The sequence below is a fragment of the Streptomyces sp. DSM 106670 genome (genome assembly GCF_055792845.1).
Genome location: NZ_CM147704.1, coordinates 5,635,600 through 5,660,605, shown reverse-complemented (window position 1 = coordinate 5,660,605; position 25,006 = coordinate 5,635,600). Strand labels below are relative to the sequence as shown.

At 72.1% G+C, this 25,006-nt stretch carries 26 protein-coding genes; 11 read left to right on the top strand and 15 right to left on the bottom strand.

Translation table 11 applies throughout. The features are described 5' to 3' along the window. Positions 1-3 precede the first annotated feature (3 nt). Positions 4-750, bottom strand: a complete 747-nt coding sequence (locus ACSMXR_RS25205; protein ID WP_473169977.1) for a ferritin-like fold-containing protein — start codon at positions 748-750, stop codon at positions 4-6. A gap of 475 nt (positions 751-1,225) precedes the next feature. Between ACSMXR_RS25205 and ACSMXR_RS25200 the strand changes: the two genes are divergently transcribed. Beyond that, positions 1,226-3,418 carry a DEAD/DEAH box helicase gene (locus ACSMXR_RS25200; protein WP_473172446.1) on the top strand — a complete coding sequence of 731 codons (2,193 nt, stop codon included), beginning with the start codon at positions 1,226-1,228 and terminating at the stop codon, positions 3,416-3,418. 158 nt (positions 3,419-3,576) lie between these two features. Continuing rightward, entirely contained in the window at positions 3,577-4,437 is an 861-nt protein-coding gene (locus ACSMXR_RS25195) for an alpha/beta fold hydrolase (RefSeq protein ID WP_473169976.1), read from the top strand. 4 nt (positions 4,438-4,441) lie between these two features. Here the strand turns inward: ACSMXR_RS25195 and ACSMXR_RS25190 are convergent, their stop codons facing one another. Then, a complete protein-coding gene (locus ACSMXR_RS25190; protein WP_086779297.1) occupies positions 4,442-5,353 on the bottom strand; it encodes an NYN domain-containing protein in 912 nt (303 codons plus the stop codon). Positions 5,354-5,570: 217 nt separating this feature from the next. On the opposite strand from ACSMXR_RS25190, the gene ACSMXR_RS25185 reads away from it, so the two are divergent. Further along, the gene (locus ACSMXR_RS25185) at positions 5,571-5,723 is read left to right on the top strand and encodes a hypothetical protein (protein ID WP_007446805.1); all 153 of its coding nucleotides are present in this window, start codon (positions 5,571-5,573) and stop codon (positions 5,721-5,723) included. 90 nt (positions 5,724-5,813) lie between these two features. Here the strand turns inward: ACSMXR_RS25185 and ACSMXR_RS25180 are convergent, their stop codons facing one another. From ACSMXR_RS25180 to ACSMXR_RS25170, 3 genes are all read right to left on the bottom strand, one after another. Next, positions 5,814-6,419, bottom strand: coding sequence for a MarC family protein (locus ACSMXR_RS25180; RefSeq protein WP_030087329.1), 606 nt, complete (start codon positions 6,417-6,419; stop codon positions 5,814-5,816). Between the two features lie 141 nt (positions 6,420-6,560). After that, positions 6,561-7,427 carry a PHP domain-containing protein gene (locus ACSMXR_RS25175; RefSeq protein WP_137232036.1) on the bottom strand — a complete coding sequence of 289 codons (867 nt, stop codon included), beginning with the start codon at positions 7,425-7,427 and terminating at the stop codon, positions 6,561-6,563. A gap of 100 nt (positions 7,428-7,527) precedes the next feature. Next, a complete protein-coding gene (locus ACSMXR_RS25170) occupies positions 7,528-8,205 on the bottom strand; it encodes a DUF6758 family protein (protein WP_137231834.1) in 678 nt (225 codons plus the stop codon). Positions 8,206-8,371: 166 nt separating this feature from the next. Here ACSMXR_RS25170 and ACSMXR_RS25165 point away from each other — a divergent pair, with 166 nt between their 5' ends. Next, positions 8,372-9,610 (top strand): MFS transporter, encoded by a 1,239-nt coding sequence (locus tag ACSMXR_RS25165; RefSeq protein ID WP_137231835.1) that lies wholly within the window; start codon positions 8,372-8,374, stop codon positions 9,608-9,610. Between the two features lie 20 nt (positions 9,611-9,630). Here ACSMXR_RS25165 and ACSMXR_RS25160 read toward each other — a convergent pair whose 3' ends face one another. Continuing rightward, a complete protein-coding gene (locus tag ACSMXR_RS25160) occupies positions 9,631-10,215 on the bottom strand; it encodes a suppressor of fused domain protein (protein ID WP_137231836.1) in 585 nt (194 codons plus the stop codon). A gap of 465 nt (positions 10,216-10,680) precedes the next feature. On the opposite strand from ACSMXR_RS25160, the gene ACSMXR_RS25155 reads away from it, so the two are divergent. Next, positions 10,681-11,805, top strand: a complete 1,125-nt coding sequence (locus tag ACSMXR_RS25155) for a magnesium and cobalt transport protein CorA (RefSeq protein WP_137231837.1) — start codon at positions 10,681-10,683, stop codon at positions 11,803-11,805. Between the two features lie 34 nt (positions 11,806-11,839). Beyond that, positions 11,840-12,355, top strand: coding sequence for a hypothetical protein (locus ACSMXR_RS25150; protein ID WP_218524829.1), 516 nt, complete (start codon positions 11,840-11,842; stop codon positions 12,353-12,355). A 26-nt stretch (positions 12,356-12,381) separates the two neighbouring features. Here the strand turns inward: ACSMXR_RS25150 and ACSMXR_RS25145 are convergent, their stop codons facing one another. Beyond that, positions 12,382-13,149, bottom strand: coding sequence for a hypothetical protein (locus tag ACSMXR_RS25145; protein WP_473169975.1), 768 nt, complete (start codon positions 13,147-13,149; stop codon positions 12,382-12,384). Positions 13,150-13,371: 222 nt separating this feature from the next. Between ACSMXR_RS25145 and ACSMXR_RS25140 the strand changes: the two genes are divergently transcribed. From ACSMXR_RS25140 to ACSMXR_RS25130, 3 genes are read left to right on the top strand one after another with little or no spacing between them, the layout of a single operon-like run. Continuing rightward, on the top strand, positions 13,372-14,658 hold the full coding sequence (locus ACSMXR_RS25140; protein WP_381853752.1) for a magnesium transporter MgtE N-terminal domain-containing protein: 1,287 nt from the start codon (positions 13,372-13,374) through the stop codon (positions 14,656-14,658). After that, positions 14,648-15,208, top strand: coding sequence for a DUF1003 domain-containing protein (locus ACSMXR_RS25135; protein ID WP_030082904.1), 561 nt, complete (start codon positions 14,648-14,650; stop codon positions 15,206-15,208). Before ACSMXR_RS25140 ends, ACSMXR_RS25135 begins: the two co-directional genes overlap by 11 nt. Positions 15,209-15,251: 43 nt before the next feature. Next, positions 15,252-16,385, top strand: a complete 1,134-nt coding sequence (locus ACSMXR_RS25130; protein ID WP_030082902.1) for an Mrp/NBP35 family ATP-binding protein — start codon at positions 15,252-15,254, stop codon at positions 16,383-16,385. Between the two features lie 136 nt (positions 16,386-16,521). Here the strand turns inward: ACSMXR_RS25130 and ACSMXR_RS25125 are convergent, their stop codons facing one another. The 5 genes from ACSMXR_RS25125 to sigE form a co-directional block, all read right to left on the bottom strand. Continuing rightward, on the bottom strand, positions 16,522-17,181 hold the full coding sequence (locus ACSMXR_RS25125) for a hypothetical protein (protein WP_218524832.1): 660 nt from the start codon (positions 17,179-17,181) through the stop codon (positions 16,522-16,524). A 137-nt stretch (positions 17,182-17,318) separates the two neighbouring features. Next, positions 17,319-17,819, bottom strand: coding sequence for a sec-independent translocase (locus ACSMXR_RS25120; RefSeq protein ID WP_137231842.1), 501 nt, complete (start codon positions 17,817-17,819; stop codon positions 17,319-17,321). A 168-nt stretch (positions 17,820-17,987) separates the two neighbouring features. Next, entirely contained in the window at positions 17,988-19,784 is a 1,797-nt protein-coding gene (locus tag ACSMXR_RS25115) for a S1C family serine protease (protein WP_473169974.1), read from the bottom strand. A gap of 89 nt (positions 19,785-19,873) precedes the next feature. Continuing rightward, positions 19,874-20,935: an anti-sigma factor family protein gene (locus ACSMXR_RS25110; RefSeq protein WP_473169973.1), complete on the bottom strand. Its 1,062-nt coding sequence runs from the start codon at positions 20,933-20,935 to the stop codon at positions 19,874-19,876. Further along, positions 20,932-21,693, bottom strand: coding sequence for an RNA polymerase sigma factor SigE (gene sigE, locus ACSMXR_RS25105; protein ID WP_170994517.1), 762 nt, complete (start codon positions 21,691-21,693; stop codon positions 20,932-20,934). The genes ACSMXR_RS25110 and sigE overlap by 4 nt, the downstream gene beginning before the upstream one ends. Positions 21,694-21,871: 178 nt before the next feature. Between sigE and ACSMXR_RS25100 the strand changes: the two genes are divergently transcribed. Beyond that, positions 21,872-22,537 carry an O-methyltransferase gene (locus ACSMXR_RS25100; protein ID WP_078846036.1) on the top strand — a complete coding sequence of 222 codons (666 nt, stop codon included), beginning with the start codon at positions 21,872-21,874 and terminating at the stop codon, positions 22,535-22,537. A gap of 97 nt (positions 22,538-22,634) precedes the next feature. Here the strand turns inward: ACSMXR_RS25100 and ACSMXR_RS25095 are convergent, their stop codons facing one another. Then, positions 22,635-22,802, bottom strand: a complete 168-nt coding sequence (locus ACSMXR_RS25095) for a DUF3117 domain-containing protein (RefSeq protein ID WP_003966491.1) — start codon at positions 22,800-22,802, stop codon at positions 22,635-22,637. Positions 22,803-23,118: 316 nt separating this feature from the next. Between ACSMXR_RS25095 and chcB the strand changes: the two genes are divergently transcribed. Then, positions 23,119-23,931, top strand: coding sequence for a 2-cyclohexenylcarbonyl CoA isomerase (gene chcB / locus ACSMXR_RS25090; protein ID WP_137232037.1), 813 nt, complete (start codon positions 23,119-23,121; stop codon positions 23,929-23,931). A 7-nt stretch (positions 23,932-23,938) separates the two neighbouring features. Here the strand turns inward: chcB and ACSMXR_RS25085 are convergent, their stop codons facing one another. Together ACSMXR_RS25085 and ACSMXR_RS25080 are read right to left on the bottom strand one after the other, a co-directional pair. Then, positions 23,939-24,532, bottom strand: a complete 594-nt coding sequence (locus ACSMXR_RS25085; protein ID WP_103511797.1) for a DNA-3-methyladenine glycosylase I — start codon at positions 24,530-24,532, stop codon at positions 23,939-23,941. After that, entirely contained in the window at positions 24,529-24,939 is a 411-nt protein-coding gene (locus ACSMXR_RS25080; protein ID WP_473172445.1) for a cell division protein DivIVA, read from the bottom strand. Before ACSMXR_RS25080 ends, ACSMXR_RS25085 begins: the two co-directional genes overlap by 4 nt. Positions 24,940-25,006 lie beyond the last annotated feature (67 nt).

The window sequence follows — 25,006 nt, the reverse complement described above, 5'->3', positions numbered from 1 at the left end:
GTGTTACGCGGCCAGCCCCAGCGCGGCCATCCGCTTGGTGTGGGCCTCGGTGATCCGGGAGAACATCCGGCCCACCTCGGCCAGGTCGAAGCCGTCCGCGACGCCGCCCACCAGCATCGTCGAGAGGGCGTCGCGGTCGGCGACCACCCGCTGTGCCTGCGACAGCGCCTCGCCCATCAGCCGGCGCGCCCACAGCGCGAGCCGCCCGCCGACCCGCGGGTCCGCCTCGATCGCGGCGCGCACCTTCTCCACGGCGAAGTTCCCGTGGCCCGTGTCGTCCAGCACGGCCAGCACCAGGGACCGGGTGTCGATGTCGAGGCGGGCCGCGACCTCGCGGTAGAAGTCACTGGCGATCGAGTCGCCGACGTACGCCTTGACCAGGCCTTCCAGCCAGTCGGACGGCGCCGTCTGGCGGTGGAAGTCGTCGAGCGCCTTGGCGAACGGCTCCATCGCGGCGGTCGGGTCCTCGTCCACCTCGGTGAGCCGCCGGTTCAGCTGCTCGAAGTGGTGGAACTCCGCGGCGGCCATCTTCGCCAGCTCCGCCTTGTCGCCGAGCGTCGGTGCGAGCTTCGCGTCCTCGGCCAGCCGCTCGAAGGCCGCCAGCTCTCCGTAGGCGAGGGCGCCGAGCAGGTCCACGACCGCGGCGCGGTACTGCGGGTCGGCGGCCGCGGTGGCCCAGTCCTGGGCGGCGATCCCGGTGGCTCCGGAAGCTTCGGCGGGGTTCTCTGTGGCGTGGTCAGGCGTCTCCATGAACGGAACGATAGCCCGCTCAGCGCAGGGCGGAAGGGCCTGGTCAGCCGGGGACCTCATACCGTTCCGATGAATTCGTCCAACACACATGCGCGAATCCGGGGTACAGTGGTAATGCGCCTACTGAGCACTGTGCTGTGCCAGAGGCGCGCCCTTTGAATGAGGATGCCCGGTCGGTGGCCCGATCGGCTCCGACCCGACAGCCCTCCACGCGGTGCGTACGACACGTACGACTGCAGATGAGGGGCCCCCTCAGCGGCACGAGCGCTCGAGCGACGGCAGTGGTCCCGCGCCACCCGGCCCATCCACGGCCGGATGACCAACCCCGGCACGGTACGACCCCCAGCGTTCGCCTCGGGCCGCGTCTCACAGAAGAGGCAGCACCCTGACTACGTTCCGCGACCTCGGCATTCTTTCCGAGACGGCCGAAGCCCTCGAGGCGGTCGGCATCACGTCCCCCTTCCCCATCCAGGAGCTGACGCTCCCCGTAGCCCTCTCCGGCTCCGACGTCATCGGCCAGGCCAAGACCGGCACCGGCAAGACGCTCGGCTTCGGTCTTCCGCTCCTGGAGCGCGTGACCGTCCCCGCCGACGTCGAGGCGGGCCGCGCCACCCCCGAGCAGCTGACCGACGCGCCGCAGGCGCTCGTCGTCGTCCCCACCCGTGAGCTCTGCCAGCAGGTCACCAACGACCTGCTGACCGCCGGCAAGGTCCGGAACGTCCGCGTTCTCGCGATCTACGGCGGCCGGGCGTACGAGCCCCAGGTCGAGGCCCTCAAGAAGGGCGTCGACGTGATCGTCGGCACCCCGGGCCGTCTCCTGGACCTGGCGGGCCAGCGCAAGCTCGACCTCTCCCACATCCGCGGGCTCGTCCTCGACGAGGCCGACGAGATGCTGGACCTGGGCTTCCTGCCCGACGTCGAGCGCATCATCACGATGCTGCCGCCCAAGCGCCAGACGATGCTGTTCTCGGCCACCATGCCCGGTGCCGTCATCAGCCTCGCCCGCCGCTACATGTCGCAGCCGACGCACATCAACGCCACGTCGCCCGACGACGAGGGCACGACCGTCAAGAACACGGTCCAGCACGTCTACCGCGCCCACAACATGGACAAGCCGGAGATGCTCGCCCGCATCCTCCAGGCCGACGGCCGCGGGCTCGCGATGATCTTCTGCCGGACCAAGCGCACCGCCGCCGACATCGCCGAGCAGCTGGAGAAGCGCGGATTCGCCTCCGGCGCGGTCCACGGCGACCTCGGCCAGGGCGCCCGCGAGCAGGCGCTGCGCGCCTTCCGCAACGGCAAGGTCGACGTCCTGGTCTGCACCGACGTCGCCGCGCGCGGTATCGACGTCGAGGGTGTGACCCACGTCGTCAACTACCAGTCGCCCGAGGACGAGAAGACCTATCTGCACCGCATCGGCCGCACCGGCCGCGCGGGCGCCAAGGGCATCGCGATCACGCTGGTCGACTGGGACGACATCCCGCGCTGGCAGCTGATCAACAAGGCCCTGGACCTGAAGTTCCCGGACCCGCCGGAGACGTACTCCACCTCGCCGCACCTCTTCGAGGAGCTGGGCATCCCGGCGGGCACCAAGGGTGTGCTGCCGCGCGCCGAGCGGACCCGTGCCGGGCTGCGCGCGGAGGAGGTCGAGGACCTCGGCGAGACCGGCGGCCGCGGCCGCAAGGCCGCCTCCCCGGCCCCCGCCCGTGAGGAGCGCGAGCCGCGCACCCGTACGCCGCGCCAGCGCCGCCGCACCCGTGGCGGAGCCGCTGCGGAGGAAACGGGCGCCGCGACGGTGCCCGCACCCGCCAAGGAGGCCGCACCGGTCACCCCGGCCGGTGACGAGGCTCCCGAGGCCCCGCGTACGCCGCGCCGTCGCCGCCGTACCCGTGCCAGCGCCCCCGAGGCCGTCGTCGAGACGGCCGTGGCGGTGGCCGAGGCGCCGGTGGTTCCCGCCCCGGTGGCCGAGGCCGCACCGGTGATCGAGGCCGCGCCCGTGGCCGAGCCGGTCGCGGAGGCCGTGGCCGTCGTGGCGGAGACCAAGCCGCGTCGCCGTCGCAGCCGTGCCGTCGCGAAGCCGGTGACCGAGGAGACGGCCGCGCCCGTCGCCGAGGCCCCGGCCGAGTTCCAGACCGTGGCGGTCGCCGCGGGCATCGCGGAGCCGGTCGCCGAGCCGAAGGCCGTCAAGCCGCGCCGCCGCGCCCGGATCGTGAAGCCGGCCGACGAGGTCGACTTCCAGATCGCCCCGGCCGCCGAGCCGGAGCCCGAGGTGAAGACCCGTCGTCGTCCGGCCCGCGCCACGGCGAAGAAGTCGGAGCCGAAGGCCGAGGCCGCGTCCGCCGAGCCGAAGGCGAAGGCGCCCCGCGCGACCCGGTCCCGGGCGAAGGCGGAGACCGCGGAGAAGGTCACCGAGAAGTCCACCGCGAAGGTCGCCTCGAAGGCGGTCGCCGCCGAGCAGCCCGTCGTCGAGGCCCCGGCCGCCGAGGCGGAGGCCAAGCCGCGTCGCCGCCGTGCCACGCGCGCCGTCACCTCGACCACCGCCCAGGAGGCCGCCGTGGTCTCCGAGGCCGAGGCCGTGGTGAGCGAGGCCGCCGCCGAGACGAAGCCGCGCCGCCGCCGTGCCACCCGCCCGGCGGGCAAGGCATCGGTGACGACGACCGAGAGCTGACGCTTCCGGCGACACCGCGATACCCGACGGCCCCGGCCCCCGCACACGCGGGGGCCGGGGCCGTTTCGCGGTCCGGTGGCGTCGGAGGAGCCGGCCGATGACGCCGGGCGGGCCGCCCGGTGGCGTCGGGAAAGGGGCGGCGGGGATAGCCTCGCCGTATGAGCCGCCCGCCCACCTTCACCCCGCCGCCCTGCGCCCGCGCCCGTGTCCTGCGTACCGAGCGCGGCGACTTCGCCGTCCTGGACGCCGTACCGCGTACCCCGGCACGGGCCACCGCCCTGCTGCTGCCCGGCTACACGGGCAGCAAGGAGGACTTCATCGCGCTGCTGGAACCGTTGACCGATGCGGGCTACCGGGTGGTCGCCGTGGACGGCCGGGGGCAGTACGAGTCGCAGGGTACGGACCGTCAGGAGTCGTACGCCCAGGGCGAGTTGGCCCGTGATGTGCTGGCCCAGGCAGCGGCCCTGGACGAGGTCGGCGACGGGGAGCTGCATCTGCTCGGGCACTCGCTCGGCGGTCAGATCGCCCGGGCCGCCGTCCTGCTGGACGCCGCTCCGTTCCGCTCGCTGACGCTGATGTCCTCGGGTCCGGCCGAGGTCGTCGCGGCCCAGCGGGACAAGGTGAAGATGCTGAGCGACGCGCTGTCCGTGCTGTCCATGGACGAGGTGTGGCAGGCGATGCAGGCGCTGGATCCGCCGCAGGACGCGGACACCGGCGACGGCGCGGACCTGCGCCGTCGCTGGCTGGCCCACCACCCGGCCCAGTTGATCGCCACCGGGGCGCAGCTGGCCGCCGAACCGGACCGGGTGGACGAGTTGGCCGCCGTCGGGCTGCCCGTCCATGTGCTGTCCGGGGAGCGCGACGACGTCTGGCCGGTGGAGCTGTTCGACTCCATGGCGCGGCGTCTCGGCGCCCGCCGCACCACGATCGCCGGCGCCGAGCACTCCCCCAACACCGCGCGCCCGCAGGAGACCGCGAAGGCGCTGGCCGCGTTCTGGGACGGCCTGCCGGCCGTCTGACGGGTCAGTACTGCGACTGCAGGTGCTGCCAGAAGCCGTCGCGGAGCGCCCGCCGCAGATGCGCGTGGCCGCGCAGCGAGTGCTGGAGCAGGCGTTCGGCCTCCACCAGGAGGTCCTGGTCGACGGAGCCCGGCAGATAGGGGTGGCCCGGCAGCAGGTCGGCGAGGGACGCGCGGCCCCGGGCGGCGAGCCAGGCGGCCGCGATCTGCGCGCCGACGAAGCGGACGTCCTCGCGGGAGGGGGCCGGGGTGTCGTCCTCGTACGTGGTGACGGGGCGCCGGGTGACGTAGGGGCGGCAGAAGTCGAGGTCGAAGGTGCGCTGGCTGTCGACCTCCCACAGCAGCGGTTCGGCCTGGTTGCGGCCTTCGGCCGCCTCGATGCCCCAGAGGTGCACGCGCGCCCCGTAGCCCTGGGCGGCCTCCACCGCCGAGACCAGGTCCTCGTCGCCGCCGACGAGCGCCGCGTCGCTGATGGCGCGGTGCCGGGCGAGGGATTCGAGGTCGGTGCGGATGAGCGAGTCGACGCCCTTCTGCTGGTTGTTGGCGTTGAGGTTGCCGAGCCGGACCTTGACGTCGGGGAGTTCGGCGATGGCCTGCTGTTCGGTGGTGTGGATCCGGCGCCGGGCGCCGTCGTACCAGTAGACGCGCAGCAGCCTGCTGTCCGCGAAGATCGTGCGGGCCTTGTCGATGAAGGCCTCGATCAGCCCTTCGGCGTCGAGGTCGAAGGAGCGCCGGTCCTCGGTGCCGGTGACGAGCAGCCCGGCCGCCGCGTACACATATCCGGCGTCCACGAAGATGGCATGCGTCGACGGAGTCTTGGAAACCTCGATGAGCATGCGCTGGAGCAGCTCGTTGGTGCGGTCCAGGCGGGCGCCGAGGTCGGCTCCGCCGATGAGCTGCGGGTCCGCCTCGTTCATGCGAACCTCATGGTCTGTGGTGACGTGGCTACCGACGGGTACTTAGACATCCAAAAAATTTCCTTAGCGTAGGGAATGTTTGTAAGGGGCAAGCCGTTGTAACCCACGTGGAACGCGAGGGAAGCCTCGCGTTCCTAGTCTTGCCGGTGGGACGCCCCACCGGCGCCAGTAGTTCTCCAGCAGTTCTCCGCAGGAGGATCAGACGAAGGGAAGCACTGTGCGCTTCGAGATCATGCGACTCGACGACGTCGACGGTACCGCCGTGGACAGCACCGTCGTGGACGCCGCCTCCGTCAACCGGATCGTGCAGCAGGCCGCGGCGATGGGCCAGCGCATCTACATCCGGCCGGCCGACAGTTCGGCCTCGTAACACCTGACGTTGTGAAGACGAAGCGCCCCCGCACGGAACGTCCGTGCGGGGGCGCTGTGGTGCGCGGGGCCTCAGAAGCGCTCGGCGGCCTCAGGCGTTCTGGATGACCTGGGTGACGCCGTTGATGATCTGCTGGACGGCGATGGCGGAGAGCATCATGCCGGCGAGCCGGGTCACCAGGACCACGCCGCCGTCCTTGATCACGCGGATGATGACCAGCGAGTAGCGCATGGTCAGCCAGAGCACCACATGCATGGCGACGATCGCGGACCAGACCGAGAGCTGACCGCCCACGCCGTCGGCGTGCTGCACCGCGAGGATGACCGAGACGATCGCGCCGGGCCCGGCCAGCAGCGGCATGCCCAGCGGTACGAGCGCCACGTTGACGTCCTTGGTCTGCGTCGGCTCGTCCGTCTTGCCGGTCAGCAGGTCCAGCGCGATGAGCAGCAGCAGGAGTCCGCCCGCGATCATCAGCGCGGGCACGGAGACATGCAGATAGTCGAGGATCTGCTGACCGAGCAGGCCGAAGACGGCGATCACGCCGAACGCGACCGTGACCGCCTGGAGCGCCATCTTGCGCTGCACCTTGGCGGGGCGTCCCGCAGTGAGGGCGAGGAAGATCGGCGTGATCCCGGGCGGGTCCATGATCACAAATAGGGTGAGAAAAAGGGATCCGAAGACAGCGACGTCGAACACAGTGAGCCTTGCGAGAGAAGAGCGGGTGGTACGGAGGAGGCGCGGGTCCGGGCAGCGTCCGTCGCGGTGCGTCGAGCACAGCGGCGGCACGCACGGGGGTGCGCGGGGAGAAAGAAACAGGTGCGGCGGAGAAGGGGAAGCCTAGCTGCGGCCGGCTCCACCGGCGCCCGGCACCGGGAAGGCTCCCGTGGCGCGCCGGGTGATCTCGCCGTAGATCTCGGGGTCGGTGGTGCACGCGCCGAGTTCGACGGTCTTCCGGCTGCCGTGGTAGTCGCTGGAGCCGGTCGTGAGCAGCCCCAGGTCGCGGGCGAGACCGCGCAGCCGGGCCCGGGCGGGCTCGTCGTGGTCCATGTGGTCGACCTCGACGCCGTCGAGGCCGGCCTCGGCGAGCGCGGCGATCGTGGACTCGGGGACCACGGCGCCGCGTTTCACGGCGGCCGGGTGGGCGAAGACGGTGACCCCGCCGGCCGCCTTCACCAGGCGGACGGCCTCGAAGGGGTCGAACTCGTGCTTCTCGGCGTACGCCCGGCCGCCGTTGCCCAGCCAGTCGGGCGTGAAGGCGTCGGAGACGGTGCGTACGACGCCGAGTTCGACGAGGGCGGCGGCGACGTGCGGGCGGCCGACCGAGCCGTCCCCGGCGATGCGGGCGACCTGCTCCCAGGTGATGGGGACGTCGAGGGCGCGCAGCTTGCGGACCATCTCCTGGGCGCGCGGCACCCGGTCGTCGCGGACGAGCTCCCGGGCGCGCGCCAGCTCGGTGTCGGCCGGGTCGAAGAGGTACGCCAGCAGGTGCATGCCCACGCCGTCGACGCGGCAGGAGAGTTCGGCGCCGGTGACGAGGGTGAGCCCGTCGGGCAGCGCGTCGATGGCCTGTTTGTGGCCGCCCACGGTGTCGTGGTCGGTGAGCGCGACGACGTCCAGGCCCGCGGCGGCGGCGTTCGCGACCAGCTCGGCGGGGGTGTCCGTGCCGTCCGACGCGGTGGAGTGGGTGTGCAGATCGATGCGCACGACGCTGGACTCCGGGGCTCGCGGGCGGACGGGGGGACCGCTCAAGGATAACCGTCGCGGACCGGGCCTCAGGCCGCGAAAGCCCCCGGTCCCACGTGATCTACCGCTCGCCCGGCGCCTGCCGGGGCGGTGCGTCGGGGGCGGTGAGGAGGCGCGGGGTGAGCGCGCCGCAGGGCACCAGGTCCACCTCTCCCCCGGCGTCCCGCAGATCGGTCAGCACCAGCTCGTCGTACATCAGGAGCCCCGACTGCTCGGGCCACAGGATCGCCCAGAGCCAGAGCCCGCGCGCCTCGCCCGCGAAGACGGCGCGGTCCTCCGGGGCGTTCTTGACGTGCCAGAGCGGGGTGGGGCGGCCGGCGGCGTGCACCTTGGCGTCGGGGGCGGAGTCGACGTTCAGGTGGTGGCCGGGGTCCGGGCCCTCGATTCCGGCGTACCGGGCGCCGAGTCCGACGCCCAGTTCCTCGGCGACGAGCAGCAGTTCGCCCATCCCGCCCAGCGGACCGGGTCCGGAACAGGCCACGGCGCTCGCGCGTCCGCCGCTGCGGTCGTCGCCCGCGCTGGCGACACCGGTGAACAGCCAGCCCACGGGGAGCGGCCAGGGCATCCAGACGGGGACCTGCGCGCGGTGCACCACGACGCCGAGGCCTTCGACGCTCGGCGGGATGACCGGCTGCATCGGGTGGACCTGGCCGTGCACGGAGCACTGCCAGGCGTCGGCGAAGAGACCGGGCGCCCTGACCCGGCCACCGCACTTCGGGCAACTGGGTTCGCCCCTCATAAGGACCAACCGTCCTCCCCGCCGGTCCTCGCGTCAAGGACGATCACCCGTCCGGAGCGTGGCCCTGACCGGGAAGAATAGATGTAGCTTGCATTTATTAGATTGTCTAACTTATTCTGTGCATAACGCATCGACCTTGTGAGGCCCGAGGAGAAGGAGAGAGCCCATGCGGGAAGAGGATCCGTTCGACGAAGGGGCGACGGGGGCCGGCATCCTGCGCCAGCCGAAGGCCGTCTGGGCCACGGCCGGCGCCTCGGTGGTGGCCTTCATGGGGATCGGCCTGGTGGACCCGATCCTGCCGTCGATCGCCCAGGGTCTCGACGCCTCGGCGAGCCAGGTGTCGCTGCTGTTCACCTCGTACTTCCTGATCACCGCGTTCGCGATGCTGGTCACCGGCTTCGTCTCCAGCCGCATCGGCGGCCGCAAGACCCTGCTGGCCGGCCTCGCGCTCGTCGTCGTCTTCGCCGCGCTCTCCGGAACCTCCTCCTCCGTCGCCGAACTGGTCGGCTTCCGGGCCGGCTGGGGCCTGGGCAACGCCCTCTTCGTCTCCACCGCCCTCGCGGTGATCGTCGGAGCGGCGGCGGGCGGCAGCGCGGTGGCGATCCTGCTGTACGAGTCGGCGCTCGGCCTCGGCATGGCGTGCGGGCCGCTGCTCGGCGCGCTGCTCGGGGACGCCAGCTGGCGCTACCCGTTCTTCGGTACGGCGGCGCTGATGGCGATCGGCTTCCTCTGCATCGCCGCGTTCCTCAAGGAGCAGCCGAAGCCCGCCGTCAAGACCTCACTGCTCGACCCGGTCAAGGCACTCGGTCACGGCGGCCTGGCCTCGGTCGCGGCCTCGGCGTTCTTCTACAACTACGCGTTCTTCACGATCCTGGCCTTCACCCCGTTCGTGCTGAACATGACCCCGTACCGGTCCGGCGCGGTCTTCTTCGCCTGGGGCCTGCTGCTGGCCGTCTTCTCGGTGCTCGTCGCGCCGCGCCTCCAGCGCCGCTTCGGCTCGCTCAAGGTGCTCGGGGCCTCGCTGGTGCTGCTCGCCGTCGACCTGCTGGTCCTCGGATACGGCAGCCACAGCACGGCGATCGTCGCCACGATCGTCTCCGGCGCGTTCATCGGCATGAACAACACCGTCTTCACCGAACTGGCCCTCGGGGTCTCGGACGCGCCGCGCCCGGTGGCGAGCGCCGGATACAACTTCGTCCGCTGGTTCGCCGCGGCCGCCGCCCCCTTCCTCGCCCCGAAGATCGAGGAGTGGACCGACCTCCACATCCCGTTCGTGGTGGCCGCGCTCGCCGCCCTCGTCGGAGCGGCCGTCGTGGGCGTACGGCGTACGGCGCTGACCCACGAGGCCGAGGAACTGGCGCCGGTCCACGCGCGGGAGGACGGGGTGGCGGCCTTCGCCGACTGACGCCCCCTCAGGGCGGGTGGTCAGTCCAGCGGTACGGACGTGCGCAGCGGGTCGCGCAGGTCCGTACCGTGCGTCAGCCACCGCTCCTGGAGCTCCTGCGCCCCGCGCACCCGCTTCCAGGCGGCCTCGTTGTGGGTCATCGGCAGCAGCGGCAGGAAGCGCACCGGGTCCATCGGCTCGTCCAGCTCCAGGTCCTCCACCAGACCGCCGGACTCCGCGACCAGCACCGAGGTGAACGGCGCCCCGGTCCACAGCGGCTCCCCCAGGTCCAGCGAGGCGCCGGCGGCCACGATCAGCCCCTCGACCTGCGGGGAGGCGGCCAGCACGGCGAGCGGGCGCAGCACCTGGTCGGTGTCGGCGAGTCCGCCGCGTACGGACAGGACCAGCTCGGCGCGGGGGCCCTTCACCGGGTCGGCGAGCGGGGAGGTGGGGTCGGCCATCGGCTGCCCCGACATGCCGAGCGTCGCGTAGCGCACGATGTCGCCGTCGAGGAAGCGCAGCACCTCGATGCGGTCCGTGCCGAGGAAGGTCACATCGGCGCGGGCGTCCGGTTCCCCGAGGGCGGAGATGAGCCGTGCCTCGACCAGAGCGAGAATTTCTGCCATGCGGCGAGCATAGATCGCGTAGGGAATGGGCAAAGTACGGGATTGGGCCTTGGGCGGCTGATAGCCTGGCCGCCGGTCGGGACAGCACGCAGAAGCGTCGCTCTTCTTCGTCCCGACGACACGTCGTCCCCCACGGGGGACCGGCCGGAGGAGGTGGGGACTGCTATGGATCCAAGTCGACCGTGCAGTACCGACCGCTCTTCCGCGCCTCGCACTTCCCGTTGATCCGACGCCTCGTCGGTCGTTCCGGGCCGACATCGCCGTCGTGTCCGGACGACTCCCCGACAGCGGTTCGCACGACGGAAGAGCCCTTCGTTCCTGCCTGCCTGTAGCGAATTTTGCCTGTCTGTAGCGAACGCCGTCATCGCGCCCGCGCGGTGGAGCCCGCTTTGCGGACGTGAGCACACGTCCCCATTCCGGGCTGTTCCACGCCCTCGCCGACGGCCCTCCGTGAAGGAGCCAGCCATGTCGATGATCCGTGACCTGCGCGCCGCCGTGCGCCCGTCCCTGCGCCCGTCCCTCCGTAAGAACACCGCCCCGTACAGCGCGTACGACACCACCCGCGACCCGTCCGCCTCCTCCGCCGTCGTCGACTGCGCGGTCTACCGCGACGGCCGCCGGCTGGTGACACCCACCCCGACGCCGCACGAGGCGATGCTCCAGGTGCGGGAGGAGGGCGGCTTCGCCTGGATCGGACTGCACGAGCCGACCGAGGCCGAATTCGCCGGCATCGCCCGGGAGTTCGGGCTGCACCCGCTGGCCGTCGAGGACGCGGTCCACGCCCACCAGCGGCCCAAGCTGGAGCGGTACGACGACACCCTGTTCACCGTCTTCAAGACGATCCACTACGTGGAGCACGCCGAACTGACCGCGACCAGCGAGGTCGTGGAGACCGGCGAGGTGATGTGCTTCACCGGCCGGGACTTCGTCATCACGGTCCGGCACGGCGGCCAGGGTTCGCTGCGCGCCCTGCGCCACCGCCTCCAGGACGATCCGGAGCTGCTCGCCAAGGGCCCCTCCGCCGTGCTGCACGCCATCGCCGACCATGTGGTCGACGGGTACATCGCGGTGGCCGAGGCGGTGCAGGACGACATCGACGAGGTGGAGATCGATGTCTTCTCCACCCCGGCCAAGGGCACCCCGCGCGGCTCGGACGCGGGCCGGATCTACCAGCTCAAGCGGGAGGTGCTGGAGTTCAAGCGGGCCGTCTCGCCGCTGCTGCGGCCCATGCAGCTGCTGAGCGAGCGCCCGATGCGGCTGATCGACCCCGACATCCAGAAGTACTTCCGCGATGTCGCCGACCACCTCGCCCGGGTCCAGGAGGAGGTCCTCGGCTTCGACGAACTGCTGAACTCGATCCTCCAGGCCAATCTGGCGCAGGCGACCGTCACCCAGAACGAGGACATGCGCAAGATCACCTCCTGGGCGGCGATCATCGCCGTGCCGACGATGATCTGCGGCGTCTACGGCATGAACTTCGACTACATGCCCGAGCTGGAGTGGAAGTACGGCTATCCGATCGTGCTGGGCGTCATCGGGGCGGTCTGTTTCTCCATCCACCGCATCCTCAAGCGCAACGGCTGGCTCTGAGCCCGCGCGCCGGGTCGCTGAGTAAGCTCGCGCCATGACTGATGCCGCCGACCTGCTGGAGAGGGCCCTCGTCGAGGAGGCCACGAAGAAGTCCGGGCTCGTCTGGGTGCGGGGCACCGGGCCGGCCCGTGCCGTGTGGCACATCTGGCACGAGGGCGCGGCGCTGCTGGTCGGCGGCCCCGGCGAGCAGCCGCTGCCCGAGGGGCTGGCCGACGGCGGCCGCGCCGAGGTGACCGTACGGAGCAAGGACAAGGGCGGCCGGATCGTCGCCTGGACCGCGACCGTGGCCTTCCTCCCGCCGCGCTCCGAGGAGTGGGAGGCGGCGGTCGCCGAGCTGAAGGGCAAGCGGCTGAACGCGCCGGACGCCGAGTCGCTGACGGAGCGGTGGGCGAGCGGGTGCACGGTGGTGCGGCTGACGCCCGACACGGTCGGCGCCGCGCTGCCGGACAGCTCGCTGGCGGCCGTGCCGCTGCCGACCGGGGCCACCACCCGCCGGCCCGCCCCGGCCGCGCTCCCCCGGCTGCTGCTGAAGCGGCGCGGGAAGCGCTGAGCCGGGGTCCTGCCCGGGGCTTCGGATCAGCCGGAGGACTTGGGGAGCTGGCCGCCGTAGTCCACGGTGTCGTCCTCCTGCGGGGCCTCCAGCGGGAACGTCTTGCCCCAGTCGGCCAGGGTGACCGTGCCCCCGCCGCCGCCCCGGGCCACCCGTACCGGATACGGCTGCTCCTCCAGCGATACGTCGAAGGCCCCGCCCTCTCCCTTGCCGCCCAGGATCTGGATGGTGCGCTGCCCGGCGACCGTGTCACGGCCGCCCTTGTTGACCTTGCCGTGGAGCGCGAGGAGCCCGTCGAGCAGGACCTTCTTGTCGGTGAAGCCGCGCAGCTGGCGGTAGCTGGGGTCGCCCTCGGGGACCTTCACGTACTTGCCGCCCAGCTTGTCGGCGGCCGCCACATCGGCGGACCCGCCCGCGTCGGCGCTGCCCTCGTGGGTCCAGAACTCGGCGGGCGCCTTCAGGAAGAGTTCGTCCTCGACCCGCAGCAGCGCGAAGCTCTGCTTCTTCGAGGTCACCGAGCCCATGCCGCCCCGTGCGTTGAGCTTCATCTCCAGCCGGTAGGTGCCGCCCTTGCTGACGAGCGTGCCCGACAGCCGTACGGCACTGGCCGCGTCGGCCGCCGCTCTGGCCTTCTTGTCGATCTCGGCTGCGGTGAGTCTGGCGACGCCGTTGGTCCCCTTGTCCGGGTCCTCCTCCGTGCCGCAGGCGGCCAGGGCCACGGTGAGCCCTCCGCACAGCACGAGAGCGAGGGCGGTCCGGCGATGGTTCCGCACGGCCGGGGCAAAAGAGGTCACGGGCGCACTGCCTCTCAACTGCGATCGGGGGTGGCAGACGGCAGCGTACCCGGGCGGAGCGCGCCCTCCGGCGGCCAGCCGTACGGACGGGTCCGCCGGGGCGCGGTGCGGCGGCACGGGCTAGCCTGATCCCGGCGTGCGACTGTCCGCGTACGGTGAAACGCGCTGGTCGCGGAGGCGGTCACAGAGAAGCGCGAAGGAATACGGAGAAGGAGGCGGCGCATGGCGGCAGGAGCCCCCAGGGTCTTCGTCTCGCATCTCTCCGGGGTGCCCGTGTTCGATCCGAACGGTGACCAGGTCGGCCGGGTCCGGGACCTGGTGGCGATGTTGCGGGTCGGCGGACGGCCGCCGCGCATCCTGGGTCTGGTCGTCGAGGTGGTCAGCCGGCGGCGGATCTTCCTGCCGATGACCCGGGTGACCGGCGTGGAGTCCGGCCAGGTCATCACCACCGGTGTGGTCAACATGCGCCGCTTCGAACAGCGGCCCACCGAACGGCTCGTCCTCGGCGAGTTCCTCGACCGGCGGGTCCGGCTGGTGGACGGCCATGGCCGGGAAGGTGAGGAGGTCACCGTCCTGGATGTGGCCATCCAGCAGCTGCCCGCCCGCCGCGACTGGGAGATCGACAAGTACTTCGTCCGCAAGGGGCGCGGCGGGGCGCTGCGCCGCAAGGGCGAGACGCTGACGGTGGACTGGTCCGCGGTCAGCGGCTTCTCGCTGGAGGAGCACGGGCAGGGCGCGGAGAACCTGGTCGCCACGTTCGAGCGGCTGCGCCCCGCCGATGTGGCCAACGCCCTGCACCACCTCTCCCCCAAGCGCCGGGCCGAGGTGGCCGCCGCGCTGGACGACGACCGGCTCGCCGACGTCCTGGAGGAGCTGCCCGAGGACGACCAGGTGGAGATCCTCGGCAAGCTCAAGGAGGAGCGGGCCGCCGACGTCCTGGAGGCGATGGACCCGGACGACGCGGCCGACCTGCTCTCCGAGCTGCCCGAGGAGGACAAGGAGCGGCTGCTGACCCTGATGCGGCCGGACGACGCCGCCGATGTGCGCCGGCTGATGGCGTACGAGGAGCGCACGGCGGGCGGTCTGATGACGACCGAGCCGATCGTACTGCGCCCGGACGCCACGGTGGCCGACGCGCTCGCCCGGGTCCGTCAGCAGGACCTGTCGCCGGCGCTCGCCGCACAGGTGTACGTGTGCCGCTCGCCCGACGAGACGCCGACCGGGAAGTACCTGGGCACCGTGCACTTCCAGCGGCTGCTGCGCGACCCGCCGTTCACGCTGGTCAGCTCGATCGTCGACAGCGATCTGGTGCCGCTGCCCCCGGACACCCCGCTGCCGACGGTGACCAGCTATCTGGCCGCGTACAACCTGGTCTCGGCGCCCGTCGTGGACGAGAGCGGTTCGCTGCTGGGCGCGGTGACCGTGGACGACGTCCTGGACCACCTGCTGCCCGAGGACTGGCGCGAGACCGACTTCCACGGCGAGGAGGGCATCCGGCATGGCCGGTGAGGAGCGGTCGAAGGCCGCGTCGACGGGCGCGTCCGGTCTGGTGCGCCCGCCGCGCACCCGGCTCGACCAGCCGAAGGCGCCGGGGCTGAAGCTGCTGCCGGAGTACGACCCGGAGGCGTTCGGCCGGTTCTCCGAGCGGATCGCGCGGTTCCTGGGGACCGGACGGTTCATCGTCTGGATGACGCTGATCATCATCGTCTGGGTGGCGTGGAACGTCTGGGCGCCGAAGGATCTGCGCTGGGACGAGTACCCGTTCATCTTCCTGACCCTGATGCTCTCGCTCCAGGCCTCGTACGCGGCCCCGCTGATCCTGCTCGCGCAGAACCGGCAGGACGACCGCGACCGGGTCACCCACGAGCAGGACCGCAAGCAGAACGAGCGCTCCATCGCCGACACCGAATACCTCAGCCGGGAGATCGCGGCGCTGCGGATGGGCCTCGGCGAGGTCGCCACCCGCGACTGGATCCGCTCGGAACTCCAGGACATGGTGAGAGACATGGAGGACCGGCAGATCCTCCTCACGTCCGAGAGTGACGAAGGCGACCGCTGACGGGCTACCCGCCCGTAGGGCCCAGCGCCGTAACATCGTCGGTATGGCTACGGAAGACGCGGTGCTTGAGGCACTGTCGACAGTGAACGACCCGGAGATCCACCGCCCGATCACCGAGCTGGGCATGGTGAAATCGGTCGAGATCGATCCTGACGGTGTAGTCGCTGTCACGGTGTATCTCACGGTCTCCGGTTGTCCGATGCGCGACACGATCACCCGGAACGTGACCGACGCGGTCGCCCGGGTCGAGGGCGTCTCGCGGGTCGAGGTGACCCTCGACGTCATGAGCGACGAACAGCGCAAGGACCTGGCGAGCTCGCTGCGCGGCGGCACCGCCGAGCGTGAGGTGCCCTTCGCCCAGCCCGGCTCGCTGACCCGGGTGTACGCGGTCGCCTCCGGCAAGGGCGGCGTCGGCAAGTCCTCGGTGACGGTGAACCTCGCCGCGGCGATGGCGGCCGACGGGCTGAAGGTCGGCGTCGTGGACGCGGACATCTACGGGCACAGCGTGCCCCGGATGCTCGGCGCGGACGGCAAGCCCACCCAGGTCGAGAACATGATCATGCCGCCGTCCGCACACGGTGTGAAGGTCATCTCCATCGGCATGTTCACCCCGGGCAACGCGCCCGTGGTCTGGCGCGGTCCGATGCTGCACCGCGCACTCCAGCAGTTCCTCGCCGATGTGTTCTGGGGCGACCTGGACGTCCTGCTCCTGGACCTGCCGCCGGGCACCGGCGACATCGCGATCTCGGTGGCGCAGCTCGTGCCGGGCGCCGAGATCCTGGTCGTCACGACCCCGCAGCAGGCGGCGGCCGAGGTGGCCGAGCGGGCCGGCTCGATCGCCGTGCAGACCCACCAGAAGATCGTCGGCGTGGTGGAGAACATGTCGGGCATGCCGTGCCCGCACTGCGACGAGATGGTCGACGTGTTCGGCTCGGGCGGCGGCGCGCGCGTCGCCGAGGGGCTGACGCGTACGGTCGGCGCCGAGGTGCCGGTGCTCGGCTCGATCCCGATCGACGTACGGCTGCGCGAGGGCGGCGACGAGGGCAAGCCGGTCGTCCTGTCCGACCCGGACTCCCCGGCGGGCAGCGCGCTGCGCTCGATCGCGCAGAAGCTGGGCGGCCGTCAGCGCGGCCTGTCGGGCATGTCGCTGGGAATCACCCCCCGCAACAAGTTCTGACCCACCCACTCAACCCGAGCACAATCAGCCCGTCCGGCGCTTGAGGACATCTCTTCACCTCAGCGCCGGACGAGGCCGAGCACCACCCAGCCCGTCCGGCGCTCGAGGACGAAGCGGCCCGCCGGACGCCCCCGGCCTACTCGTACGACGCGATGTCCTTGATCACCGCGAAGCCCAGACCGTACGCGCTCATCCCCCGCCCGTACGCCCCGATGTGCACGCCCTCGTGGGCCGACCCGGCGAGCACCCAGCCGAACTCGGACTCGCGGTAGTGGAACTCCACCGGGACGCCGTCCACCGGCAGCGAGAGCGTCGACCAGGGCGCGTTGCCGAGGTCGTCGGCGAGGGTGAACGCCGTCTCGGTCTGCTGGTCCAGCCAGTCGTCGCGCAGGGAGTGGTCCATCTGCGGCGGCCAGGTGTACGCCAGCAGTCCGGAGCCCGCGAGCCAGGCCGCCGAGGACACGGTGGTGGCGTCCAGCACGCCCGTACCGTCACCGCTGCGTCTCACCGGGCTCGCGGCCACCGTGATCACGGCGGCGAACCGCTCCTTGTCGGCGGAGCCGTCCGTCTTCACGGAGGGCTCGTCGCCGTGCCCGACCGCCCCGTGCTGCACCGTGCCGTCCGCCGCGGTGCCGACCTGCATCAGCCAGCGCGGGCCGGTGAAGGCCTCGTCCAGCCCGTACCAGGAAAAGGGCGCTTTCAGGTAGCCGTCGACGGTACGCCGGGCCGCCGGCACCTCCTCCGCCGTGGCCGTGCCCGGTGCTCCGTCCGTATCAATCCGACTCGTCGTCTCCATCTGCGCGGCCGCCTCCTCGATCAGTCATGATCCGGAGCGGCCCGCCCCCCGCGGGCTTGGGCGTCCTCGCAACCGGACAGATGGAGAATAGCCATACCGTCCGGACGAGTCGGGATTGACCGGGGTCAGGTGGCGCGTCAGGTGGCGTCGGCGTCGAACGGCGGGCGCTCGGGCTGCGCCTGCGGCGGAGTCTTCTTCAGCAGGTCAGGAGCGGTGTCGCCGGTCTTGGTGAGGCTGGTGGTGGCACCGTCCGCCGATGCGCCCGCCGAGCCGTTCGCCGCACTGTTGGCGGTATCGGATGCGGCCGGGGTACGCCCGTTGACCGCGTCGGTGACGTCGGCAAGATCCTTGCGCAGGTCGAAGCTCTCGCGGATCTCCTTCAGCCCCAGGTCGTCGTTGCCGTCCATCAGCTGCTTGCGGACGAACGTCTTGGGGTTGAGGTCCTCGAACTCGAAGTCCTTGAACTGCGGGCCCAGCTCGGAGCGGATGTCTTCCTTGGCGCTGTCCGAGAACTCGCGGATCTTGCGGATGGTGCGCGTGACGTCCTGGATCAACTTGGGCAGCTTGTCGGGGCCGAAGACCAGCACGGCCAGCACCCCGAGCGTCAGCAGCTCCAGTGCGCCTATGTCATTGAACACCTTGCTGCTCCTCGTGTTCTCCGCGTGTTCTCCGTGCGATCGCGGCCCGGGGCTCCCAGCTGCCCGGACCGCTCAAAGGTACCTGTCGAAGGTGTCCGGGCGGTACCTCGCGGTGCCGCGGGGCGGGTGACCGTGCGACCACGGGCGCGGGCGGCCGGCGGAGCCGCATCAGCTGCCGCTCGCCGAGCCGAGCTTCAGGGTCACGGTCCGCTCCTTGCCGCCGCGGGTCAGCTTGAGGTCGAGGTCGTCGCCCGGACGGTGGGCCCGGATCTTCACGATCAGCTCCTCGCCGCTGTGCACCCGCTGGCCCTCGACCTGGGTGATGACGTCGCCGGACTTGATGCCCGCCTTGTCCGCGGGGCCGTCCTTCGCGACGGCGGGAGTGCCGTCGGCGCCCTTGGCGCCGACCTTGGCCCCGTCGCCGGTGTACTTCATGTCCAGCGTGACGCCGATGACCGGGTGGGTGGCCTTGCCGGTGCTGATCAGCTCCTCGGCGACGCGCTTGCCCTGGTTGATGGGTATGGCGAAGCCGAGGCCGATGGAGCCGGACTGGCCGCCCGCCTCGGGGCCCCGGCCGCTGTCGGCGGCGCGGATGGCGCTGTTGATGCCGATGACATGGGCCTGGGTGTCGACCAGGGGACCGCCGGAGTTGCCCGGGTTGATCGGGGCGTCGGTCTGGAGGGCGTCGACGTAACTGATGTCGCTGCCGTCGCCCTTCTCGCCGCCCGCGGTGATCGGCCGCTGCTTGGCGCTGATGATGCCCGAGGTCACCGTGTTGGACAGGTCGAAGGGGGCGCCGATGGCCACCACCGGGTCGCCGACCTGGACGTTGTCGGAGTTGCCGAGCGGCAGGGGCGTGAGGCCGGAGACCCCGCGGACCCGGACGACCGCGAGGTCGTAGCCGCTGTCCTTGCCGACGAGCTCGGCGGAGGCCGTCTCGCCGCTGCTGAACGTCACGGTGATGTCGCCGCTGGACCCGGCCGGGGCGACGACGTGGTTGTTGGTGAGGATGTGGCCCTGGCCGTCGAGGACGAAGCCGGTGCCCGTGCCGGACTCGGCGGTGCCGCTGACGTGCAGGGTGACCACGCTGGGCAGGGCGCTGGCGGCGATGCCCGCGACGCTCTCGGGGGCCCGGTCGCCGCTGTCGCGGGTCGCCTGCGGCAGCTCGACGGTGGTCAGTCCGCCGTTGCGCTCGATGTACGCGCCGACCCCGCCGCCGATGCCGCCGGCGACCAGGGTCAGCAGGAGCACCCCCATGAACGCCCCGCCCCGGCGCTTCTTCCTGCCGCCGGGCTCCATGCCCTCGGGAGGTCCGGGCCGGGTCAGCGGCTGCCCCGGAGCGCCCCACGGGTCGTACTGGAGCCACTGCGTGTGCTGCTGCTGCGCGGGCGCCGCCGGCCCCGGGTGCGGGTGCGGCGGCGGGGGCGCGAAGCCGTCGGCGGGTGCGGGCTGCGGAGGCGCGAAGGCGTCGGCGGGCGTGGCGCCCTGCGGGGGTGCGAAGGCGTCGGCGGGTGCGGGCTGCGCGGGTGGGGCGGGGGCCTGGGGGCCGGCGGCGTTCGTCGCGGCGTACTGCGGGGGCGGTCCTCCGGTGCCCGGCGGTACGACGGTGCCGTGGGCCGGGGTCGGCCGCTGCACCGGCGGGGCGGGGGCCCAGGGGCCGGGGCCGCCGTAGGGCGGGGTGCTGTACTCGTCGGGCTCGTGCAGCGGCTGCCCTGACGGGCGGGGGGCCGGGACCTCCTGGCCGTGCTCGTCCGGCCGCCCGGAGCTGTCGGAAGGCTGCGCCGGAACCGGAACCGGGGCCGGGCTCTGGGCGGCCGGCTCACGGTCCTCGACGGCCGGACCACGGCCCTCGGCAACCGGCTCGCGGTCCTCCGCGGCCGGCGTACGGTCCTCGGCGGCCGGGCCGGCCGCCGAGGGGCGGCTCCACCACTTCGCCTGCGGCCCGGTGGGCTTCCCGTCGTCCATGCTCTCCCCGCAACTGGCCTCTGTACGCCCCACCGAGGCGTCCCTCACCGGAATTCAACCAGGTTTGCGAATCCCCGCGCAGGGTCCGGTCAGCGCCGGGGGGACAGCGGGCTCGCCAGATCGTTGGTGGGCGAGCCCGGGGGCGGCCCCGAGAAGACCGGGGAGGGCGTGGACTTCGGCACCGCACCGCCGCCGAGCGCCGCCGCCAGCAGCGGGGCCGCGGACGTCGTCGGGCGTATCAGGGGCGGCACGGACACATTCAGCACGGGAAGGGTGAAGGGGTGCACACCCGCGGCCGGGCCGCCGAACAGGTGCGGAACGGCCGGCGGCGCCTGCCGGTTCGGCGGAGGGGTGACGGCCGGGATTACCGGGGTCGTCCCGGTGAGTGACGGAGGCATGCCGTTCGTCCCGACCATGGCCGTGCCGGACACGGGCCGCTCGGCCGCCGGGCCGTCGCCGGTCGCCGCGAGGGCGCCGCCGCCCCGGCGGCTGACCGCCGTGGCACCGCTCTCGGCGCGGGTCTCGGCGTCGAGCGGGGTGACGGTGTTCCCGGTGCCCTCGGCGCGCAGGGGCGATTCGGGGCCGGAGCCCAGCGGCAGGGTGCCGCCCAGCGCGATGGCCGCGAGGGAGACGGCGCTGGCCGCGGCGAACGCGAAGCGCCGCCCCCGCCAGGGTGAACGGTCCGCGTCGCGGGCCACCTCGTGTATGCGGAAGGCCGAACCGGAAGCGGCGCCGCCGCGCAGCACGGCGGTGGAGCCGTGGGTGGCGGGGAGGTAGCCGAAGCCGTCCAGCGGGGAGGGCGCGGTGTCGGCGCGGGTGCTGCCGGCGGAGGGCCGCAGCCCGGGGAAGAACTCGTCGGCGAAGGGGCCCCGGCCGCCGAACGGGCCGCCGGAGCCGGTGTCGTCGCCGCCAGGACCCCCGGGAAGGCCCTGCAGGCGGGCCAGGAACCCCTCGGAGGGCGAGGGTGAGGCGGACATGGCGAAGGCGCTCTTGAGGCGGCGCTGGGCATCGGCCTCGGCCTTGCACTTGGCGCAGGTCGCCAGGTGGGCCAGGACCCGCTCGCGGGCGTCGTGTTTCAGCTCGCCGTCGACCAGCGCGGCGAGGCGGTCCCCCAGGTGTGCTTCCGCGGGGGTGGGTCCTGTGCCGCTCACGCCAGTCCGCCCTCCCCCGCCAGGACCGCGTCCGCCAGGGAGCGCTGCTCGGCGCGGGCCTCGGGCGAACGGTGCTTGAGCGCCTTGCGCAGATGCGAGCGACCGCGGTGGATCCGGCTGCGGACGGTGCCGAGCTTCACCCCGAGGGTCGCGGCGATCTCCTCGTAGCTGAGGCCCTCGATGTCGCAGAGGACCACGGCCGCACGGAATTCGGGCGCGAGGGTGTCCAGCGCCTGCTGCACGTCGGCGTCGAAGTGGGTGTCGTTGAAGACCTGCTGCGGGGACGGCTCACGGCTGGGCAGCCGCTCGGCCGCGTCGTCGCCGAGCGAGTCGAAACGGATGCGCTGCTTGCGCCGGACCATGTCCAGGAAGAGATTGGTCGTGATGCGGTGCAGCCAGCCCTCGAAGGTGCCGGGCGTGTAGGTCGACAGCGAGCGGAACACCCGGACGAAGACCTCCTGGGTCAGGTCCTCGGCGTCGTGCTGGTTTCCCGTCAGCCGGTAGGCAAGGCGGTACACGCGACCGCTGTGCGTGCTGACGATCTCTTCCCATGAGGGCGGGGTCCACGCCTGAGAATCCGCATCAGAGGCGAAGGTCGCGGTCGGTGCGGAGTCTTCGGAAGAACGGTCAGCAATGTTGGTCACGGATTTCGGCTCACCGGCCGACCTGAGAAGGCGCCTCAGCACCCCTCCCCGGTCCACAGGCGCAGCCGCACCTCCCCTATCGGCTCTGGTGGTGTCCAGTGGAGCCCCTACCATAGCCACCTCGCCCGTTAGCTCCGGATAAGCCTTTTTCCCTGATGGGGCCGGGCGTCACCCGGGACTTCGCCGCAGCTCGCCGGTCCGATCCGCGGACCCGGTCACTGCGCTTTCCCCACTCCTTGCACAACGCCCGGTCCCATCTGCGGGTTCCCGGGTCCAGCGGATACAGTCACCGTTGCGCCAACTACGGGGACAGGAGAGGGTCATTACCGCCAACCGGCAGACGAGCTGGGCGTTCGCCGACGCCTTTGTCGCCGAGGACGAAGCACTGCACGTGGCCCGGGAGCGGGCTCGCGAGCTGGGGCTTCGCCCGGTGTCACCGGGCACCGGCGCTGCGCTGCGCCTGCTGGCAGCCGCCGCGGACGCCAAAGCGGTGGCGGAGATCGGCACGGGCACGGGCGTGTCCGGCATCTATCTCCTGCACGGAATGCGGCCGGACGGGGTCCTGACCACGGTGGACCCCGAGCCCGAGCGTCAGCAGTTCGCCCGGGAGGCGTTCCGCGAGGCGGGCTTCGCCACCAACCGGGCCCGCTTCATCCCCGGCCGCGCCCTGGACGTCCTGCCCCGGCTCGCGGACGGCGGTTACGACCTCGTCTTCTGCGACGGCGACCGCCTCGAGAGCCTCGATGTGCTCGCTGAATCGTTGCGCCTGCTGCGTCCCGGCGGTCTGGTCTGCTTCGAGGGCGTCTTCGCGGACGGCCGCACCGTCGACTCCGCGGCCCAGCCGGCCGAGGTGCTGCGGCTGCGCGAGCTGCTGCGGGCGGTGCGCGAGAGCCAGGAGCTGATGTCGACCCTGCTGCCGGTCGGCGACGGACTGCTCTGCGCGGTCCGGCGCGGCTGAGCCGCGCGGGACCCCCGAAAACCACAGGCGGGCGAACGCACGACTGCCCGGCACGGAGACCGTGCCGGGCAGTCGTGAAGGTGATGGGCGTTCCGCGTCAGCCGACGACCTTCTTCAGCGCGTCGCCGAGGGCATCGGCCTCGTCCGGAGTCAGCTCGACAACAAGCCGACCGCCGCCTTCGAGCGGAACGCGCATGACGATGCCCCGCCCCTCCTTTGTCACCTCGAGCGGGCCGTCGCCCGTCCGCGGCTTCATGGCCGCCATGCTCGTTCCCCTTCCTGAAACCAGCTCATCGCAACCGGCGGCCCCATGACAGGCGCTGCCTCACCGGCATCGAACACATTGCTTCTTCGCCATTATCCCGCATCAAGGACCCCGATGACCAACATCGGTCTGCATCGCTTGCGCAACGCGCTCTCGCAAAACCACCCAATTCGGCGATCCGGCTGCGATACTGCGCCGCCCAGGACCCCCAGGTGAGGGCCAATTGTTAGACGCAGGTCACATCCCTGCCCCGGTCCGCGTCGGCCATGCTTGCCTGCAAGGAGCAACGATGCCCGAGCAGCGAGGGGACACCGGAATGGCCGACGAGCAGGCGAACACCGTTCTGTACGACGTGAGCGAGGGGCTCGCGACGATCACGATCAACCGGCCCGACGCGATGAACGCGATGAACACCGCGGCGAAGGTCGCGCTGCGCGACGCGCTGCGGGCGGCGTCGGCGGACGCGGGCGTGCGGGCGGTGCTGCTCACGGCCACCGGGCGCGCCTTCTGTGTCGGCCAGGACCTCAAGGAGCACGTCGCCACGCTCACGGCGACCCGTGAGGCGGGCGGCGGGAACGCGCTGAGCACGGTGCAGGAGCACTACAACCCGATCGTGCGGGCGATCACGGAGATGGCCAAGCCGGTGGTCGCCGGGGTGAACGGCGTCGCGGCCGGGGCCGGGTTCGGTTTCGCGCTGGCGGCGGACTACCGGGTGGTCGCGGACACGGCCTCCTTCAACACCTCGTTCGCGGGCGTCGCACTCACCGCGGACTCGGGCGTGTCCTGGACCCTGCCCCGGCTGATCGGGCAGAGCCGCGCCGCCGATCTGCTGTTCTTCCCGCGGTCGATCTCCGCGCAGGACGCGCTGGAGCTGGGGATCGTCAACCGGGTCGTCCCGGCGGCCGAGCTGGCCGAGCAGGCGGCCGCGGTGGCCCGCACCCTCGCGGACGGCCCCACGGTGGCGTACGCGGCGCTGAAGGAGTCGATGGCGTACGGCGCCGGGCACACGCTCGCGGAGACCCTGGAGAAGGAGGACGAACTCCAGACCCGGGCGGGCGCGTCGCAGGACCACACCATCGCGGTGGAGGCGTTCCTCGCCAAGGAGAAGCCGGTCTACCTCGGGAAGTAGCCGCGGCTCAGCCCGGTGCGCTGCCGCCGCCGCGCGCCACGCAGTCCACGAGGTGGTCGTCGACCAGTCCGCAGGCCTGCATCAGCGCGTAGGCGGTGGTGGGGCCGACGAAGCGGATCGAGCGCTTCTTCAGCGCCTTGGCGAGTGCGGTGGACTCCGGCGTGACCGCGGGGACGTCCGACAGCGCGCGCGGGGCGGGGCGGCCGGCCGGGTCGGGGGCGTAGGACCAGATCAGCTCGTCCAGCTCCCCGGCCCGCCACTCGGCGAGCACCTTGGCGTTGGCGAGGGTCGCGTCGACCTTGGCCTTGTTGCGGATGATCCCCGGGTCGGCCAGGAGCCGCTCCCGGTCGGTGTCGGTGAACTTCGCGACCGCCCCGATCCGGAATCCCTCGAACGCGGTACGGAAGGTCGCGCGGCGGCGCAGGATCGTCAGCCAGGAGAGCCCGGACTGGAAGGCCTCCAGGCAGAGCCGTTCGAACAGGGCGTCGTCCCCGTGGACCGGCCGGCCCCACTCGGTGTCGTGGTAGGCGAGGTAGTCCTCGGTGGACAGGCCCCACGGGCAGCGCAGGCCGCCGTCGGGGGCGGGCAGGGCGGCGCTCATCGGCCGTCCTCCTCGGCGCGGTCCGGGCCCTCGCCCCGGTCCGCCGGCTCCGCGGGCCGGTCGCCGGGCTGCTTGAACAGGTCGGTGCCGCTCGTCACCGCGGCCGCCTGGGCTCCGGCCAGGGTGGATTCCAGCTCCGCGATCCGGGCGTCGCGCTCGGCCAGCTCGGCGCCGAGCCGGGACAGGGCCTCGTCGACGTCCGCCATGCGGTAGCCGCGGGCGGCCATGGGCAGGCGCAGCGCCTCGATGTCCGCCCGGCCGACCGGGCGGCTCGCGGGCAGGGGGTCGGTGAACCGCTCGGGCGGGACGTCCTGGAGCACCGCGCTCCCACCGCCGCCGACCACCGCGAGGGTGACCGCGGTGACGACCACGACCATCGTGAGCAGCAAGAACCAGAACACGCGCATCTCCCCGGGGGCGGAAACCTCGTCCGGCTCCGATCGTGCCATGCGGCACGGACAGTCGGGGCCGACC

Excerpts from the sequence above, each read along its gene's own strand:
- ACSMXR_RS25165 (WP_137231835.1), top strand. The coding sequence starts at position 8,372 with ATGCGGGAAGAGGATCCGTTCGACGAAGGGGCGACGGGGGCCGGCATC.
- ACSMXR_RS25160 (WP_137231836.1), bottom strand. The coding sequence starts at position 10,215 with ATGGCAGAAATTCTCGCTCTGGTCGAGGCACGGCTCATCTCCGCCCTC.
- ACSMXR_RS25130 (WP_030082902.1), top strand. The coding sequence starts at position 15,252 with ATGGCTACGGAAGACGCGGTGCTTGAGGCACTGTCGACAGTGAACGAC.
- ACSMXR_RS25085 (WP_103511797.1), bottom strand. The coding sequence starts at position 24,532 with ATGAGCGCCGCCCTGCCCGCCCCCGACGGCGGCCTGCGCTGCCCGTGG.
- sigE (WP_170994517.1), bottom strand. The coding sequence starts at position 21,693 with ATGGTAGGGGCTCCACTGGACACCACCAGAGCCGATAGGGGAGGTGCG.
- ACSMXR_RS25190 (WP_086779297.1), bottom strand. The coding sequence starts at position 5,353 with ATGAACGAGGCGGACCCGCAGCTCATCGGCGGAGCCGACCTCGGCGCC.
- ACSMXR_RS25125 (WP_218524832.1), bottom strand. The coding sequence starts at position 17,181 with ATGGAGACGACGAGTCGGATTGATACGGACGGAGCACCGGGCACGGCC.
- ACSMXR_RS25150 (WP_218524829.1), top strand. The coding sequence starts at position 11,840 with ATGACTGATGCCGCCGACCTGCTGGAGAGGGCCCTCGTCGAGGAGGCC.
- ACSMXR_RS25115 (WP_473169974.1), bottom strand. The coding sequence starts at position 19,784 with ATGGACGACGGGAAGCCCACCGGGCCGCAGGCGAAGTGGTGGAGCCGC.
- ACSMXR_RS25205 (WP_473169977.1), bottom strand. The coding sequence starts at position 750 with ATGGAGACGCCTGACCACGCCACAGAGAACCCCGCCGAAGCTTCCGGA.
- ACSMXR_RS25155 (WP_137231837.1), top strand. The coding sequence starts at position 10,681 with ATGTCGATGATCCGTGACCTGCGCGCCGCCGTGCGCCCGTCCCTGCGC.
- ACSMXR_RS25135 (WP_030082904.1), top strand. The coding sequence starts at position 14,648 with ATGGCCGGTGAGGAGCGGTCGAAGGCCGCGTCGACGGGCGCGTCCGGT.
- chcB (WP_137232037.1), top strand. The coding sequence starts at position 23,119 with ATGGCCGACGAGCAGGCGAACACCGTTCTGTACGACGTGAGCGAGGGG.
- ACSMXR_RS25195 (WP_473169976.1), top strand. The coding sequence starts at position 3,577 with ATGAGCCGCCCGCCCACCTTCACCCCGCCGCCCTGCGCCCGCGCCCGT.
- ACSMXR_RS25095 (WP_003966491.1), bottom strand. The coding sequence starts at position 22,802 with ATGGCGGCCATGAAGCCGCGGACGGGCGACGGCCCGCTCGAGGTGACA.
- ACSMXR_RS25080 (WP_473172445.1), bottom strand. The coding sequence starts at position 24,939 with ATGCGCGTGTTCTGGTTCTTGCTGCTCACGATGGTCGTGGTCGTCACC.
- ACSMXR_RS25140 (WP_381853752.1), top strand. The coding sequence starts at position 13,372 with ATGGCGGCAGGAGCCCCCAGGGTCTTCGTCTCGCATCTCTCCGGGGTG.
- ACSMXR_RS25170 (WP_137231834.1), bottom strand. The coding sequence starts at position 8,205 with ATGAGGGGCGAACCCAGTTGCCCGAAGTGCGGTGGCCGGGTCAGGGCG.